13 protein-coding genes are annotated in these 16172 nt (G+C 54.4%); 6 read left to right on the top strand and 7 right to left on the bottom strand.

Translation table 11 applies throughout. The features are described from left to right. Positions 1–50: 50 nt before the first annotated feature. The 5 genes from IEX04_RS16600 to IEX04_RS16580 all read right to left on the bottom strand — a co-directional run bounded on the left by IEX04_RS16600 (position 51) and on the right by IEX04_RS16580 (position 7060). Positions 51–3368 carry a S8 family peptidase gene (locus IEX04_RS16600; protein ID WP_188687243.1) on the bottom strand — a complete coding sequence of 1106 codons (3318 nt, stop codon included), beginning with the start codon at positions 3366–3368 and terminating at the stop codon, positions 51–53. A 455-nt stretch (positions 3369–3823) separates the two neighbouring features. Beyond that, positions 3824–4312, bottom strand: coding sequence for an FBP domain-containing protein (locus tag IEX04_RS16595; RefSeq protein WP_188687242.1), 489 nt, complete (start codon positions 4310–4312; stop codon positions 3824–3826). A gap of 339 nt (positions 4313–4651) precedes the next feature. Further along, entirely contained in the window at positions 4652–5476 is an 825-nt protein-coding gene (locus IEX04_RS16590) for a hydroxymethylpyrimidine/phosphomethylpyrimidine kinase (RefSeq protein ID WP_096257532.1), read from the bottom strand. A gap of 36 nt (positions 5477–5512) precedes the next feature. After that, positions 5513–6127, bottom strand: a complete 615-nt coding sequence (locus IEX04_RS16585) for a hypothetical protein (protein WP_096257533.1) — start codon at positions 6125–6127, stop codon at positions 5513–5515. A gap of 186 nt (positions 6128–6313) precedes the next feature. Then, a complete protein-coding gene (locus IEX04_RS16580; protein WP_188687241.1) occupies positions 6314–7060 on the bottom strand; it encodes a TetR/AcrR family transcriptional regulator in 747 nt (248 codons plus the stop codon). Between the two features lie 341 nt (positions 7061–7401). Between IEX04_RS16580 and IEX04_RS16575 the strand changes: the two genes are divergently transcribed. The 3 genes from IEX04_RS16575 to IEX04_RS16565 all read left to right on the top strand — a co-directional run bounded on the left by IEX04_RS16575 (position 7402) and on the right by IEX04_RS16565 (position 10472). Further along, positions 7402–8112, top strand: a complete 711-nt coding sequence (locus IEX04_RS16575; protein WP_096257535.1) for a queuosine precursor transporter — start codon at positions 7402–7404, stop codon at positions 8110–8112. 64 nt (positions 8113–8176) lie between these two features. Beyond that, the gene (locus IEX04_RS16570; protein WP_188687240.1) at positions 8177–8863 is read left to right on the top strand and encodes an ABC transporter ATP-binding protein; all 687 of its coding nucleotides are present in this window, start codon (positions 8177–8179) and stop codon (positions 8861–8863) included. Then, positions 8853–10472, top strand: a complete 1620-nt coding sequence (locus IEX04_RS16565) for a hypothetical protein (RefSeq protein ID WP_188687239.1) — start codon at positions 8853–8855, stop codon at positions 10470–10472. The genes IEX04_RS16570 and IEX04_RS16565 overlap by 11 nt, the downstream gene beginning before the upstream one ends. Before the next feature lie 72 nt (positions 10473–10544). Here the strand turns inward: IEX04_RS16565 and tgt are convergent, their stop codons facing one another. Further along, positions 10545–11837 carry a tRNA guanosine(34) transglycosylase Tgt gene (gene tgt / locus IEX04_RS16560; protein WP_188687238.1) on the bottom strand — a complete coding sequence of 431 codons (1293 nt, stop codon included), beginning with the start codon at positions 11835–11837 and terminating at the stop codon, positions 10545–10547. A 134-nt stretch (positions 11838–11971) separates the two neighbouring features. Here tgt and IEX04_RS16555 point away from each other — a divergent pair, with 134 nt between their 5' ends. After that, positions 11972–13057, top strand: coding sequence for an FUSC family protein (locus tag IEX04_RS16555; RefSeq protein WP_229677210.1), 1086 nt, complete (start codon positions 11972–11974; stop codon positions 13055–13057). A gap of 11 nt (positions 13058–13068) precedes the next feature. On the opposite strand, the gene IEX04_RS16550 is transcribed toward IEX04_RS16555, so the two are convergent. Next, positions 13069–13608 carry an NUDIX hydrolase family protein gene (locus tag IEX04_RS16550; RefSeq protein WP_096257539.1) on the bottom strand — a complete coding sequence of 180 codons (540 nt, stop codon included), beginning with the start codon at positions 13606–13608 and terminating at the stop codon, positions 13069–13071. 182 nt (positions 13609–13790) lie between these two features. Between IEX04_RS16550 and IEX04_RS16545 the strand changes: the two genes are divergently transcribed. Beyond that, the gene (locus tag IEX04_RS16545) at positions 13791–15239 is read left to right on the top strand and encodes a DHA2 family efflux MFS transporter permease subunit (protein WP_096257540.1); all 1449 of its coding nucleotides are present in this window, start codon (positions 13791–13793) and stop codon (positions 15237–15239) included. A 281-nt stretch (positions 15240–15520) separates the two neighbouring features. After that, positions 15521–15979: a GatB/YqeY domain-containing protein gene (locus IEX04_RS16540; RefSeq protein ID WP_188687237.1), complete on the top strand. Its 459-nt coding sequence runs from the start codon at positions 15521–15523 to the stop codon at positions 15977–15979. Positions 15980–16172: the final 193 nt, after the last annotated feature.

The following is a 16172-nucleotide window of genomic DNA, read 5'->3' as shown; positions in this document are numbered from 1 at the left end:
CTAGCTTTTTGGTCTGCACGCTTACACGCAGACGCTGAGCTCAGGAAAGATTAGCCTTTTCCTTTGCCTTTCTTATCACCCTTGGTGATGTCCAAGACCTGTGCGCGGTCGCCGGTCTCGTTCTTCTTCTTTCCGAGCTTTCCGGTGCTGTTGTGCAGGTGCAGCAGCAGTGCCTTGGAGGCAACGGATGGATCTGCCACGGTCACCGGAATGTTGGTGCCCTTCAGATCGGTGAAGACGGTGCCCTGAGCCCCAAAATCAACCTGAGGTTCGGCAACGTTGAACTTGACCCAGTCGGTCTGATCCACGGGGATCATCGCGCCCTGATCGTTGGTGTGGTACCAGGAGTAGCTCGAAACACTGTAAGAGATTTCGGCTGAAGTCTCATCCAGTCCCAGTGCGGCAAGTGATACCGGCAGGATCGCTACGTTGGTGTCGAAGCTGTTGGTATCAACATCTCCGAGCACTCCATTGACTGGCTGCAGGTCTACCTGTGCACCGGTCGTCAGGTCGAAGGTGGCTGCTAGGTCAAGGTCGATTCCGTCAAGTGCGGTCGTGAAGGTCACGAAGTCGGCTTTGCCGTCACCGTTGGTATCGATGTTGACGTCCAACTCGGTACCGCCGGCAAGGTGTGCCCAGTTATCCCAGGTGGAGATGCCGATGTTCAGTAGTCCATCGGCCATACCGGTTACCGGCGCGGTGCTGGCTGCGCCAACGTGCTGCAAATCCATCGCGCGGGCTGCTGGAACGCTGTCCATCGACTTAGGACCGCGCTCGCTCGAAGCACCAAGTTCAAAGGCACCCAGGAGGGAAGTGACCGAGGTGGCCCCCTCGCCTACACGGATATCCTTACCCTTGAGTTTCAGCTCGGTGGTGTTTGCACCCTTCTTCAGCTTCTTGACTGAAGCGGTCATATCGGCTGCGAGTTTAGGTGCTGCCTGCACTGGAACACGCAAGGTGGGAGCCGTTGAACTGGTCAACTCAACGCGGCCACTAGCATCTGATACCCAGGCGCGGGCCAGACCCTGCTGGGCGGTCTCCATAGTTGGGTCCAAAGTCTTGACCCACTTCTTGGGATCCACCTGCAGAGTAACCTTGACCCGAGTCTTGGCACCTGGTGCCAAGCGCACGCTGTTGCGATCTAACGAAAAGCTGGTGCCAGGAATCTGCGTAGCAGGCACGTAGTTGACCTTGTAGGTCTGGGCCTTGTCGCTGGTGTTCTCTACGGTGATTGAACGTGTGTCGGAGAATTTCTTCTTACCGTCAATTTCAAGGACACCGAAGACCACGCTGGTCAGATCTGCTGCCTTCGAATCGTAGGCAATGGCTGGGGTATCAAGTGCTGCCTTGGCCATGACGCGGCCCGAGCCAACACGGTTTGGACCGTAAGCCTCGCCATTAGCCGCAAAAACATCCGCTGCTGCGGTGTTCATGATGGTGCTCTTGGCTTCGGCTGCGGTGAGGTTCTTGCCCTGCATGACCAGTGCTGCCACGCCGGCAACCATTGGGGTAGCCATCGAAGTGCCGGACATGACCGCTGGTCCGTTACCGGTTCCAACGCCAACCGAGCCGATCTGCGTGCCAGGTGCTGCAACGTCGGGCTTTACTACGCCGTTAGAGCCGTGCACGCCTCGTGAGGAGGACGAATTTAAGGTGTCCTTGACGCCTGATTCGCCGGAAGCAGCGCCAACGAAGGAAGCATCTAAGGTGACTTTCAGGTCTCCTGCCTCGGCGGCTGGGCGTAGCTTATTCGAGTAGTCCAAGGTGAACTGTGCACCTGGGATATTCGCGTTGCCTGCGATGCCAGCATCAAAGAGGTTAGTTTCAGCATCTAACAGGACACCGGTGGCACCGGCGGCTTCGGCGTTGTTGAAGCGTGCGCCGGATCCACAAGGGAACTCGCCGTCTTCGCTCCACTGCAGCCAAACCCACTTGCCTTCCAGCGAACCTGATTCAAATTCTGTACAACCAAAAGCGTTGTTGGCCGGAGCCATTACTACGTCACCGCTCAAGTCGGCCGGGTCAGCAGAAGTGTAATTGAAGTTTGACGAGTACTGGCCTGCGGCGGTACCGGCAACATCGTCAGGCGCATCTACTTGGACCTTATCCAAGGTGACCTGGGATCCCACGGTGTTTGCGACGGTCAACGAGGAACGAGAGTTACCAGGTGAGCCGCCAACGTCGGTGACATCACCAGCGTTACCCGAAGCGATGACCGAAAGGATTCCAGCTTCAGAAAGGGCATCGACAATGTCATTTTCTGGGTCTTGAACCGGTGAATGATCCGAGCCGAGGGACATGTTGACCACATCGGCGCGGTCAGAGAAATCTCCGTCACCGTTTGGATCAAGCACGTAGTCCAGTGCCTGCCCCACCACCGAGGATGAACCACCGCAACCGAAGACGCGGATACCAATTAGTTGAGCTTCGGGAGCGGTGCCCGGGCCAACCTTCATTTTGGCGACTTCATCGGCGGTCAGTGAGGAGTAGTCACCTGTGAAGGTGGAACCGTCGGCGTTAACGCCGTAGCCGGCCGCCGAGCCTGCAACGTGCGAACCGTGACCTGCAGCTTCGCAGTCCAGTGGATTCGGGTCTGGGTTAGGGACTGGCTGGTAATCCGGGGCGTCGGGGTCAGCGTTGTAGTCGTCGCCGACAAGATCCCAGCCACCAATGAACTTCTTGCTGTCAATCAATCCGGAATCCGCGGTAGGCAGTTCTTTGGAAGCCTGCGCCTTCTTGTAGCCCTCAATGGTGCCTGGTCCACCAAAGCCTGAGTGGGTGTAGTCAATGCCCGTATCGAGCACTGCGATCTTCACGCCTTCACCGGTAGTATCTAGCGCGGTCCATGCGTCCAACGCTTCGGTGTCAATGACCGCACCGCGGTTAGAAGGAGACTTGGGCACGATGGCGCTGATCTTCGCGACATCTGTACGTTCGGCTAGCGCACGGAGCTCTTTGGCATCACCGGTGAGTGCAACGCCTCTCAATGCGTTGGAAGTTGTGTAGATAACCTCGGATTTAGCTTCCTTGGCCAGCTCTTTACCCTTGGACTTAACCTGGGCACGGACAGATTTAACCTTGTCCTTGTCTTTTTTCTTACCGGACTTTTTGACCTCTTTGTATGCGCCGTCGCCTTCGAGCTGAACGAATACCGAGACCTCGCCGGTGGCCTTGGCTAGTTGCCCGCTGACTTTTAGTCCTGAAAGTGTCTGGCTTTTGACGATGGGCAGTGAGGCTGCATTTTCACCGTCGGACGGTTGGGGGATGTTGGCAGCTGATGCCGGGCCTGTCATTGTGACAGCCAACGCTAAAGCGGTGGCTGAGCCCAAGATGAGCCGCGGCAATCGTGGATTGCGCCGAGTGACCATGATTCTCCTAGCTGAGCTGAAAGCGGGATGCTTTCATGTGAAGATGCAACGGTTTCCACTCACAGCATGAAGGTGCGTATTGAGTGATGACCGGAGCCGACGTCCGCTAAAACGCCGAGTCTCCTACTGTGGAATCTTAGGTGACCCACGTCATATATCAAGGGGTTATTGAATAGTGATCTTTGGGAAAGAAAAGTATTCTGCACTTGCTTCATATTCAAAACCGCGAATCACCAAGCAAAACAGCGCCTACTCAGCACCTAGTGGTCGAGGACTTTTTAGATATTTTTAATCGATTGTTACCAGTGGGTAATGGTTTCATTGCTTAGTCGCGTTCAAATGTGCGCAGAGATCGCGGGGCGGGGTCGTGAATTTAGAAATAGCGGGCGCCACATACTCCGCTAGAGCATGCTGCGCCCGCTAAATGAACTTAAATCAGCTAACTGAAGTGGCGGTTAAACACGGCCGATAAAACTGTTCACTCTTTCGTCGAGCAGTTCGATACGTTCGGCAACAACTACCATCGGGTCAGGGTAAATCGCGTTCTTTGGAGGTGGAATGCGCACATTGGTTGAGCATTCAAAGTTGGAGCAAATCATGGTGCCCAAGGTGTCACCGTCGCGTCCTGGTTGGCCTGCCCGCCGGGTGCTGAACACCCCGACGTAACAAGGAATATTCACGTCTCGGCACATGTCGCACATGGCCAGGCTGCTACGCTTTCGTGTCCCATCTGCTGAACGCAGCAATAGCGCCCGCGTTTGGCCAGCAGCGTTGCTGTGGACAAGATAACCACGCTGTGGCATTTTGGGATCGCGCCATCCAAGGTACTCAAGGTTTTCCCAGTCCAACGTCGCAAAATTTTCTGGCAACGTTAGCTTCTTCGTCTCACTGCGAGAGGCATTAACGAAGGCGGAGCGAATGGTTTTTTCTGTCAGTGGCTGCAAGGCAGGTCCTTAAAATGTGCTGCGCGCACTCAGGGCGCAGGAAAGTTGTGTGGAAGAAGAATGTCCCATCAGCAACGAATTCACAGAAGGTAGCACAAATAAGCACCAGCAACGCCGGCGGCGTTGGCAGTGGAACTTTGGAAGCTACCCGTCCGTCGAGGGGACGAACGGGGCAGGTGTCAAAGTGGCTTGCATAGCCGACCTCCCTACCGCGTGCCCGGGCACACAACGTCTTGACAGTGTGAGCTCCAGAGTTAACTCTGGAGTCGTGATCTTTTAATCATAACAAAGGCCACACCCAACCGGATGTGGCCTTTGTCGCTTGCGGTGCCAGGCGCCTTAGCGCCGGCCGCCCTGCCATAGCGCGTCAAAGGGGGTGTTTCCTGAGACGCGGTTTCGGATACCCTCGGTGACAAAGGCTTTCGCGGTGCGTGCAGCTTCCAACGGAGTTGCGCCCTTCGCTAATTCGGCGGTAACCGCGGCGGCCAGTGAGCAGCCGGCTCCGGACACAGCAACTTCGCCGATCTTTTTCTCACGGAGTACTTCGAGCGTGGTTCCGTCGTAGAAGACGTCAATAGCGTCCTCGCCGGCAATGCGTACGCCGCCCTTGGCGAGTACGGCTGCCCCCGAAATCTCATGGATTTTCTTGGCAGCGGCAATGAGGTCATCCTCGTTATCGATCGAAAGCCCGGAGAGCTGTTCGGCTTCGAAGTGATTCGGGGTGACGAAACTAGCCAATGGAAGCAACGTCGATTTCAGGGCCTGGTCAGTATCTAACGCATGGCCTGGCTCCTGACCCTTACAGATCAACACTGGGTCAAGAAGTACGTTGTTCCATTTCTGGGACTGCAACGCGGTGGCGACGGTGTTGATCGTGGCTGGCGAGCCCATCATGCCGAGCTTGACAGTGCCAAGCTGACCTTCGTAACAGGTCTGAATGGCTTCGAGCTGATCTGCGATGACCTGCTGATCTACTGGAACGAAGCGGTGGTTCCAAGAGTCCTTTGGATCAAAGGAAACGATGCATGTCAGCGCAACAATGCCGAAGGTGCCGAGCTCCTGAAAGGTTTTCAGATCTGCTTGCGCCCCGGCGCCTCCGGTTGCTTCCGAACCGGCAATAGTCAAGGTCAGGGCTGGGCCTGAGGTATTTGATGAAGTAGTCATAGTCCCATTTGAAGATAGTACGGAATGTATTGGTGTTTAGCTTTGCTGCCAGATGCTGATACTAGTAGCTTTTGACCAGCCCTCGGTCATCGAACCCAGCTGGTCCGCACTAGCAACAAGCAAAATCCACGGCAAGCCGTGACTGTAGGCAGCCCCGGCAAAGTTTGCCAGTACCGCACGACGTACCAAGTCCGGATTGGTTGGCGCCTGCAAATCAGGGTCTGAAAGTAGCCCATAAGTTGATCCGTAATGCATGCGTCCACGGGCTACCGGGCGGTCGAATTCAGCGACTTCCACGACGTCGTAATTGTCCATGGGCGCTTCAAAAACGCTTGAGGTTTCCGCGAGTTTAACTACCTGCTCAACATCATCTGGTTTTGCAGCCAGCAGATTCATCGCGGAAGTTTCATTCCAGCCTGCCGCTTTAAGCGATTCTGCAACCTCCGTATTTGGTGCCCCGAGCAAGATCAGACGACGGTACTCGCTACTTGGGCTCCAACCGCTGGTCGGCCAATAACGTAAAAGTTCCGGGTCTTCACCATTGATGTCAACGGAGCGTAGCTGACCGGTACTCGGGAATGTGGCAATGCGATCGCGGAGCAGGGCATAACTCTCGGTCCACTGCGGCAGGGGAGTCGCGTTTCCGCTCATAGTGACATTAGCTCCTAAACACCTTGAAAATAATGGATCGGTACCTTCGACTTTACGCCTTAAAGATCGTGAATATGCAACGGCGAAGCCCGCGTGCTGATAGGTACTTATCGTGAGCTAGCGCAGGGTCTATTGCGCAAGGGGCGGGTAGCTGGAAAGACCCCTGTGCGCCTACGGAAATGGTAGCTAAGAGGCTTTGGCTTTGCTGGACCGGTGTTCATAGGCAGATTCACCGGTCGAGGTCGTTCGATCCTGTATGGAACTCGCACCTGAATCCATTAACGAGAGCACATCTTCAAAGAGCGAACGTACTACCGGCAGTCGGCAGAGGATGGCGAATTTGCCAATAACCGGGGCTATGCTGCGCATCAGCGCACGTGAACGGCGCTGATTGGGAGAACTGTCGTAGGCCCAAGTCGAAAAGATCTGCCGTGACAGCAGCCAGAGAAATCGGGGTAAATCACGCCGGATTGCCAGCGGGGGAAGCGGACGTGCTCGAACAACAACGCTTTCCCATAAAGTCATCTCGATCTGTGTGAGTTCGCTATTTTCGAGGTCTCTTGAGAGTAAAACCTTGAGAAAGGATGGCCCGAAATCGTGGTATTTCTCCATCACCTGCACGCTGGCGTCGAAGGCAATGCGGATATTCGTCTCTAAGGTGTTGCCTTCGTCGAGTTGTGCACTGCATAACTCAAATTGCTCGGTCCGCAGCGCGATGAGCAGTTCAAGAACTATGTCTTCTTTTGACCCGAAGTAGTAATAAGCGTGTGAAAGTGAAACTCCGGCACGCAGCGCGATAGCACGCATGCTGGCGGCCTGATATCCGTCTTCGGCAAACGCGTCCAAAGCCGTGCGCAGTAGTTTGGCTTTGGTTTGTTGTCCTTTGCCGGTGCGTGGCTGATTCAGTGGAGTTGGCTGGCTAAGAGTTCCCATACTCTATTGAGTGTATCTAAATATTGAACGCGTTCAAAAAGCTCTCCAATTTGCTGCAAATGATGCGGGTCGAGTCACGACCAATTTTCTTTCCTCGAATTCATATTTTGAAGAATGCAAGGTGAGATGGAAGATTAAGTATTTTGTGCTTCAATAAACCTAGTTACCGTGAAGTAGGTCACTGGAGTGGGTTGAGGTCTTCATGGGATACTTACTAGGTAAGTGCTAATACAGCGGGACAGCGCTCCGGCACATCATGACAGGTCAGCAAACTATTGTTGATTAATCAGGTGTCGGTCCATGCGGAGTCTTGGCGAACCACTTTTAACGAGGAAATTTTTATGGGCGAACCGAACGCCAAACCAATAAGTACCCGAGCCTCCAAAGCGATATTTGCCAGCGCCGGATCTCCATATTTTTCTGCAGTGCTCGCGCTCATGGGCGCCATAGTCATACTCTCCAATATCGGAGCCTCAAAGGGCGTGACTATCGGGCCGTTCATCACCGATGGCGGTTTCTTCCTTTTTCCCCTGGCCTACATTCTTGGCGATGTGATTTCGGAAGTCTATGGGCTCAAAGCTGCTAGGTGGTCTATCCTGGTCACGTTTGTACTAGCGTTCTTTGCGGTGTTCGCCTTTTGGATCATGATTCAGTTGCCGTCGGCCGAATTTTACGACGGGCAAGAAGCTCTCGAACGTACGCTAGGACCTATCTGGCAGATTGTTCTGGCATCAGGCTTGGGCTTTCTCGTCGGACAGCTGGCCAACTCGTGGGTCTTGGTCCGTATGAAGCAACGATTTGGCGAACGTGGACTGGTAGGCAGGCTCATCGGGTCAAGTGGTGTCGGAGAATTCCTTGATACCTTGATTTTTTGTGCCGTGGCGGCACCTGTCATCGGAATCACCGATATGCCTAACTTCATCAACTATGTAGTGGTCGGATTCGTCTACAAGACGGCGGTGGAAATCATCTTTGTACCGGTCACTTCGCTAGTAATTCGTTGGTTCAAGAAGCGTGAACCAAGTTATGCAGCACCCGCACCAGGTGTCTAAACTCGATTTTCAATCAGCAGTTAGGATGTCAGCCAAGTAACCTCGTGCTCGCTAAGCTAAATAAATGAGCTCAGGCGACAGGCAAATCGAAACCGACGAACTGCTGATTGGCTATGCAGGGCAGGCTCTTTGTGAACCAATTAGTTTCTCCGTGCAAACCGGAGCCGGGTTGGGGATTATCGGTCCAAACGGGAGCGGTAAATCGAGCCTCATTCGAACCGTGTTAGGACTGCAACCAGCGGTTTCCGGGACTGTCATTTATTGTGGTTCCCCCTTCGATGAAGGTTCGGCGCGGTTTCGTCAGGCAGTCGCCGTCCAGGTCACCGACGGTGTGTTTTTTGAAGAATTGACGGTGGCTGAACATCTTGAAATGGTGGCCCGTGGTCATCGGATCAAAGCGTGGCAGGCAGCGGTCGACAACGAGCTAGAATTTTTTGAACTCACTGAAGTGACGCAGCATCTACCTCAGGAGTTATCGTCTGGCCAACGGCGCAAACTACTGTTGGCGGCCGCCTTGATCCGCCCGGCGAGCTTACTCATCTTGGATGAACCGGAGCAACGGCTAGACCAGCGCATTCGAACTAAGCTCTATCGAAGGCTTCGTCAATTGCGTGCCAAACAGGTAACCCTGCTCGTGGTTACCCACGACCCCCAGCTGATTCGTGAATGTCTTGACGAAGTAGTGCTTTTGGATGGCGATCAGGTGCAAACGATTGACGCGCAGTCAGGGGCGTTGTGGCTTGAACGCTAAACGAGCCTCCGAGGTAGAACAAACCTATGACCCCAGAGAACTGATCCGCACAGTCAAGAAACTTCGGGATCGCTCAGCCCGCATCGACGCATTCTCCGATGGGTATATCTGGGTGCTGTTAGCGGTTGTCGCACTGGTCTATTTGTTTAGCGCACTTTCCGGGGTGATCTTCGCGCTGCAAGGTGCAGCGGGAAATGCAACGCGACTGCCCAGCGCCGTCTGGGATTTACAGGAACTGACGGTGGCCCTACTCCCAGTCATGCTGCTGAGTTGTTTTAGGGGACTATTATATCTGGGCCCCTGTGGTCTGCGGCCCGACAAAGCCGCCTGGTGGTTACCACTAGCGGTGGATCTCAGAGGGATACGAAAACGTTCATTTTATAATGCACTCATCCTCGGCGCTCTGCTCAACAGCTTTATCGGAATCTTGTGGCTGGCAGGCCTCTTTACTCTTTCTGGTCGTTTTGAAGTTCAGGTGTTCTTCTTTGGTTTCGTTTTCTTCGCCGTGACGGGAACTTTGCTCAGCGCGATTGCAACTCATGCGCAAATAGCTGCGCAGGCGCGGGTAGTACGCAGAATCTGCCGTCTGCTCTTGACGCTCTTTGCTATGGGACTGAGCATTTCGTGGAGCCTGTTACTAACTGAGAACGCATGGGCCCAAGGTGCTTATGGGCTGCTTGGAGACCTGGCCTTTGACCCAGGTTTCTGGGCCTCTGGCTGCGTGGGGGCACTGCTGCTGGCAACCATAGTTATTTGGCAGGCAACGCGCAAAATAGACCAAGTGAAGGCCAATAGCCTACGACTGGCGGGGCAGAAACAGAATGAGCTTGTCGGTTCTTTGGCTCAAACGGAATTGAGCGGGATGCTACCGGCTACAGAATCCGTAGGTCCCCGATCAAGAAATTCTTGGCATCGGCCGTTGCGCCACCTGCCAGTGGTTCTCCAGATTCTTCTATTGCGATATCTGCGCGGAGGATATTGGCGTGCACCAGGAAACTTGGTATTGCTGACTGTCGCACTGGTTTTAGCGGTACGTTCCATCGCTAACCCACTGGCAGTGACCGGATTTTTTGTGTTGCTGTTATGGGTGCTGACGGAGAGCTTCGGCCGGTTGAACCGCCCACTGGCCAGCGCGCCAGGGCTGGCACAGATGTTGAGCCAGCCGCGCACCGCCTTAGTCCGCCCGGCCATTGGATTCACGCTCTGCATGATTCTCGTAATTTTGAGCATCTGTTCGTTGCTTCCGTTAGCACTAGGCATGATCCCCACAGCGAACCTTGGATTTTGGGTCCTTGGCGTATTGGTGGCCGCCAGCGGTACGAGTGCTGCTGCCTGGGGCCGAGCCACGCGTGGAGAACGTGACTGGGAAGCACTGATTCTTGGTGCCAGCAATGAGATAAACACCGGTTCGCTGATGCTTATCGAACTCAGGTATTTCCTCCAAGCGGTAGCCTCGGGGCTGCCCCTGATCCTACTGTTGCTAACACCAGTCTCAACCGTGCCATGGGGAATCTGGGCGTTCGGATTGCTGTGCGCTTACCCGGGCTACGCGGCGCTGCGACGAGCCGGTGAATCAGCAACCTCACATCCGGTAACTAACGGCCAATAAAGCGCAACGGCGGGTATCGATGATTACTAAATTTCATCGATACCCGCCGTTATCAAAGAATGCAGTTAAAAGTTAGGCAGGCAGTCCTTGTGGATCGGGGTTGCCGGCGTAGTACTCCGACATGACCTTTGCCTTCAGCTCGAAGAAGCTACCGTCTTCAATAGCGTTGCGTGCCGAATCTACCAAGCTGACAGTGAAGTGCTCGTTGTGGATCGAAATGAGCGTGTGGCTGAGCAGTTCTTTGGACTTGTGCAGGTGGTGAATGTAGGCGCGAGTGAAGTTCTGGCAGGTGTAGCAGGAGCAGTCTTCAACCAACGGGGTGAAATCGCGCTTGTACCGGGCACCGGAGAGATTAAACCGTCCGTGTGGCGTGTAGAAGGCGGAGTTCCGGGCCACACGAGTGGGAGAAACACAATCAAAAGTGTCTGCGCCATTTTCGATAGCCGTAAAAATGTCATCTGGCTCGGAAATTCCCAACAGGTGGCGTGGCTTGTTTTCCGGAAGTTCTTCGGAACACCACCCCACGATGGTGCCAAGGTTTTCTTTCTCTAGGGCGCCGCCAATACCGAAACCGTCAAAAGCCATTGCCCCGAGATCTTGGCAGGCCTTACGGCGCAGGTCTTCATATTGAGCACCTTGAATCACACCAAACAGAGCTTGGTACTTTTTGCCCGCACGTGAATCGGTCAGGGAAAAATGCTCAGCAATGCAACGTTGAGCCCACAATCGGGTGCGTTCCAAGGACTCCACCTGATAACCGCGGGAGTTCTGTAAGGTGGTCAGCTCGTCAAAAGCGAACATGATGTCGGCACCAATCTGGTGCTGGACGTTCATCGAAATTTCTGGGGAGAAACGGTGTTTGCTGCCATCAAGGTGGGACTTGAACCAGACCCCATCATCATCAACATTTGCTAGGCGTTCTTTGCCTGGAGCAACCGCGTCATCCGGGCCAGATTGGTCCACGGATTTCATATCGATGACCTTCTTGAAACCCGACCCGAGGCTCATTACCTGGAAACCACCGGAATCGGTGAAGGTAGGACCTTCCCAGCTCATGAACTTGCCTAGGCCACCGGCTTCGTCGAGGATGTCGGAACCGGGCTGCAAGTAGAGGTGGTATGCATTGGCAAGCACCGCTTGCGCGCCGAGCTCTTCAACCTGTACCGGGGTTAGCGCCTTGACGGTGGCTTTGGTGCCGACCGCAATAAAGGCAGGGGTTTTGATTTGACCATGCGGGGTATTGATCACGCCGGTACGGCCCAACATCGGCTCACCCTCCGGAGAGGTCAGGCGTGTACCCACCTCAAAACCGAACTCGGCTTGGCGGGAATGCGGGGTGCTGGGGTTAAAGTTCTTCTCGGACACGTAACCAGTGTGCCGTATCAGGTGCCGGGTGAGGAAAACGACAGCCCAAAAGTGAGCCAAAACCTAGCGTTCGACTTGGTCAAAGACGAATAATACTGTTAACGGCACTGTGTCGTAAACGACGGAAGGATCTAGTGAATTTCCAAAATTTTAAGGAATCCGCACGTTCCTTGGTGACCTTGGGTCCTGCTCGGAAAGATCACTGGATCGGTCTACGCACAGGTATCGGCGTCTTCGCGCCACTGATTTTTTTACTCCTCATCAACCGGTTAGACCTGATGGTCTTTGTGGTCTTTGGTGCGTTCACCGGCGTTTACGGTCGTGTTGATGGGTACTGGAATCGGTTGCGCATGCAGAGCCGTTCCGGATTGCTCTTCTTCGTCGTGATTGGGTTGGCGCTGTGTGCCTCCACTTTCTGGATCGACCACGATAACCCCGAGTTCAAGGCCTGGCAGATTGTCGGAGCCACCACGTTGGTAGCCGGTATCTGCTCCGTAATTACGGGATATCTGCGGTTGCGTCCAGGCGGCTCTCTGTTTCACATCTTCGCCTTCGCCGCAATTGCCTCGATTGCTAAGCCGGCGCCCTTTGGCGAAGCCATGTTTGCTGCGGCAGCTACGATTTTGTTGGCGCTGTTCATTGGCGCCAGTGGGGCCTTGGGTCAGTGGTCAAGTCTGTGGAAACGCACACCCGTGCCACCGCTGTCAGATAACGTACGCAAGGCGATCTGGTGGGAGGGTTTGTTCTATGTGCTCACCGCCGGCGTAGCTGGCGCATTAGCGAATATTGTCGGTAGTCAACTTGAAGCTGGCCACAATTATTGGGCAATGGTCGCCGCTGTGGTGCCGTTGGCAGGGCACACTACGGCTCTGCGCGTACGTCGCGGCGTACACCGTGTGCTCGGCACGTTGGCGGGCATGCTGCTCATCGCGCTGCTTATCGTGCTGAACCCAGCCATGTGGATCCTCGTGGTCTTCATTGGGCTATTTCAGTTCTTGGCCGAAATGCTGGTAATGCGCAACTACTTCCTTGCTCAGGTATTTATTACCCCACTGGCTCTGGTAGGCACCAGTCTGATCACCGGGTTGTCCACCGCGGTGATGTATGACCGTGTAGTTGAAACGGTCATCGGTTCCGCGGTGGGCATCCTTGGTGTGCTCGTTGGTAGCTGGTTCGGCAAGCGCATGCGCCCGCGCCTAGGTGTTTCCGAGCAGGGTTAATAATGATCTACTTAAATATTGATTCCGACATGGGCTAATGCCTGTCGGAGAATATTTTCTCGACCCCCGGCGAACTCACCTTGAATGTCTTCGCTCAGCGCTTCGGCGGGGGAGAGCCAAGTCAGTTCGAGGGCGTCTTGACGCGGAGTTGATTCACCACGTACCGGAACGATATAGCACATCGCTACGGCATGCTGACGGTCGTCAGTCAGTCCAGTTTCACTGGGCGAGGGGAAATACTCAGCAACGGTGAAAGGTACCGGAGACGCTGGGAGCTGGGGGAGCACCATGGTGCCCAGATCCTTTTCAATGTGACGGATCAACGCCGCCCGAATCGTTTCTCGGTACATCACACGGCCGGAAACGAAGGTGCGTAACATCTGCCCGGACTCATCCCCGGTCAGTAGCAGGCCCACCTCGTTGACATAGCCCAGTGGATCGAGGCGCACGGGGATAGCCTCAACATAGAGCATCGGAAGACGTTGGCGGGCTTCGTAGAGGTCTTCTTCGTTGAGCCAGCCTGGATATGGGTCGGGCGTACGCACATTCATAGAACCATCTTCATACATAATTGCTTGTGTGTGGTGAACTTGGCGCTGTGTTGCGTAATTCACTGCCAATGCGCAGCACCCGCTCTAGTGCGTAAAAAGTGTGAACTGTAGGATTAGTTGAGTCGTCTCATCAAATTTGGCGGCTTCTCTCCCCCGACTTCTCTCGGAAGCAGTGTCCTGCCTTGACGAACGCCCCAGAGCGCTTGAGCAAAAAGAATTTCACCACGATTGCGGTACTGATCGTATCTAGCTTCGTGGTCATCCTCAACGAGACCATCATGAATGTGGCACTGCCTGTGCTGATGGTCGAATTTGATGTCACCGCTGACGCGATCCAGTGGCTGGCAACTATCTTCATGCTCACCATGGCCGTAGTCATTCCAATGACAGGTTTCCTCTTGCAGGTGCTGAGCACCCGCAAGGTTTTCCTCTTGGCGATGGGCATGTTCGCCTTAGGCACCACACTGGCCGCGTTGGCGCCAGGTTTCGGAGTACTGCTGGTAGCCCGCGTCATCCAAGCCTGCGGTACCGCGGTGATGATGCCATTGCTGATGACCACGATTCTTGATCTGGTTCCGCCAGCACGACGTGGCGTACTGATGGGCAACGTCTCCATCGTCATTTCCGTGGCACCAGCCATTGGCCCGACGCTGTCCGGTTTGATTCTGCAGTACCTGTCCTGGCGTTTCATGTTCATCGTGATCATCCCAATTGCTATCCTGGCGCTGGTTATCGGCACCCCACGATTGGGTAATGAATCCGGGCAGGCAAAGACCCCATTGTCCGGGCTTTCAATCTTATTGGCGGTACCCGGCTTCGGTGGCCTAGTCTTCGGGCTGAGCCGGTTGTCTGCCGGTGGCGCCTCGGCACTAAATGTGGGAATCCTTATTCTTGCGGTGTTGTGCCTGGCAGCATTCGCATTCTTGCAGGGCCGATTGCAGCGCGAAGATAAAGCGCTATTGGACCTGCGCCCACTGACCTACCGCGATTTCACGCTGTCGCTGGTGCTGATGATGTTTGCGATGGTGGCATTATTCGGCGTAATCATTCTGCTTCCAATGTTCTTCACCAATGTGCTTGGAATGGAGACTCTGACTACCGGACTGGTCATGCTTCCTGGAGGCTTGTTGATGGGTATTCTGGCTCCATTTGTCGGCAGAATGTATGACAAAGTTGGTCCTCGTCCACTGGTAGTTCCCGGTGCGCTGGTACTCACCGCGGTGTTATTTGCCTATGCATTGATTCTGGATTCCACCACGCCAATCTGGCTATTGGTAGTGCTGCACCTGGCGATGAGCCTAGGTATGGCACTGATCTTCACCCCGGCCTTCACCACGGCGCTCAACCCACTGCCACACCACTTGCACTCCCATGGTTCGGCCCTGCTCTCAACCTTGCAGCAACTCGGTGGCGCGATGGGTACCGCGTTGGTAGTCGGCGTGGTTGCTGCGACCACAGCTTCAAAGCTTGCTGCCGGAAGCGACGAGCTTGTCGCAACGGTGGAGGGATTCGCTCCTGGTTTCTTCGTGGGAGCTGCTTGCGGCGTGGGAATCCTGGTCATCGGGTTCCTGATGGGTGGCAAAAAAGAGCTTGCGGCTCAGGAGCCTGAAAACGCTCCGGCAATGCACTAATTCAGTTTTTATGGCGGTGCCAATGGCCATCGGATTCCGGGTTTTCCGGAAACTGCTGGCCATTTCCGTCTGAACAAATGCTAGGTATCCTAGACGCCACTGGGACAGTCTGGCTTGATGAAAAAGCGGCCAAGCTCATTCAAGCGGGCAGTTTAGGTGTTTAGTGCTGGAGCTCGCTCGTACCTCAGGAACGAGTTTGAATGGCAGTACCAAAATACCTGATGAACAGGAATAGTGTTGACGTATACACCGGCGTCACACTCTGAGGAATAGGAAAGAAAATGTCACTCAAAGAGCAGCTTCGAACAGACAGTATCACGCAGCTGAAGGCAGGTAACAAGATGGAACTGACCACCTTGCGCAATGTCTTGGGCGAAATTGAAACTCGTGAAAAGTCTGGCAAGACTCCTACGGAACTGAACGACGCGGAGGTGGAAACGCTCATCCGCAAACAGGTTGCTAATCGCCATGAAACCGCGAAGACCTACACCGACAAGGGGATCTCCGATCGAGCTGCGGCTGAAATAGCTGAGGCAACGTTCCTTGAAGGATATTTACCTCAAGCTTTGAGTGATGATGAGGCTCGTTCGATTGTTGATTCGGTGATGGCTGAGTTGTCTGCCGAACGTGAGCTGACGATGAAAGATATGGGCTCCGCAATGAAGCTAATCAACGCTCAGGTCGCTGGTCGCTACGATGGTAAAACTCTTTCAACGCTTGTTCGCGCAAAACTCGCCTAAACATGTAATTGGTGGTCGGAAGGTAAACTTCTGACCGCCAATTTTTTTGGTTAACCTGAGGGCTGGGGTATGCGCCGGTAGTTGTTGAGGATCTTGTGCAACCGTTAGGGATCCAACGATGGCTTCGGCGTTTTGCCATCTCAACTAACGGATACTTCTCAAATCTCCTCGCGAAGGTTAGGCTAAATTTCAC

It is taken from the genome of Glutamicibacter ardleyensis, assembly GCF_014644555.1.
In the GTDB taxonomy this organism is placed as follows: domain Bacteria; phylum Actinomycetota; class Actinomycetes; order Actinomycetales; family Micrococcaceae; genus Glutamicibacter; species Glutamicibacter bergerei.
This window is presented reverse-complemented; position numbering and strand designations above follow the sequence as displayed.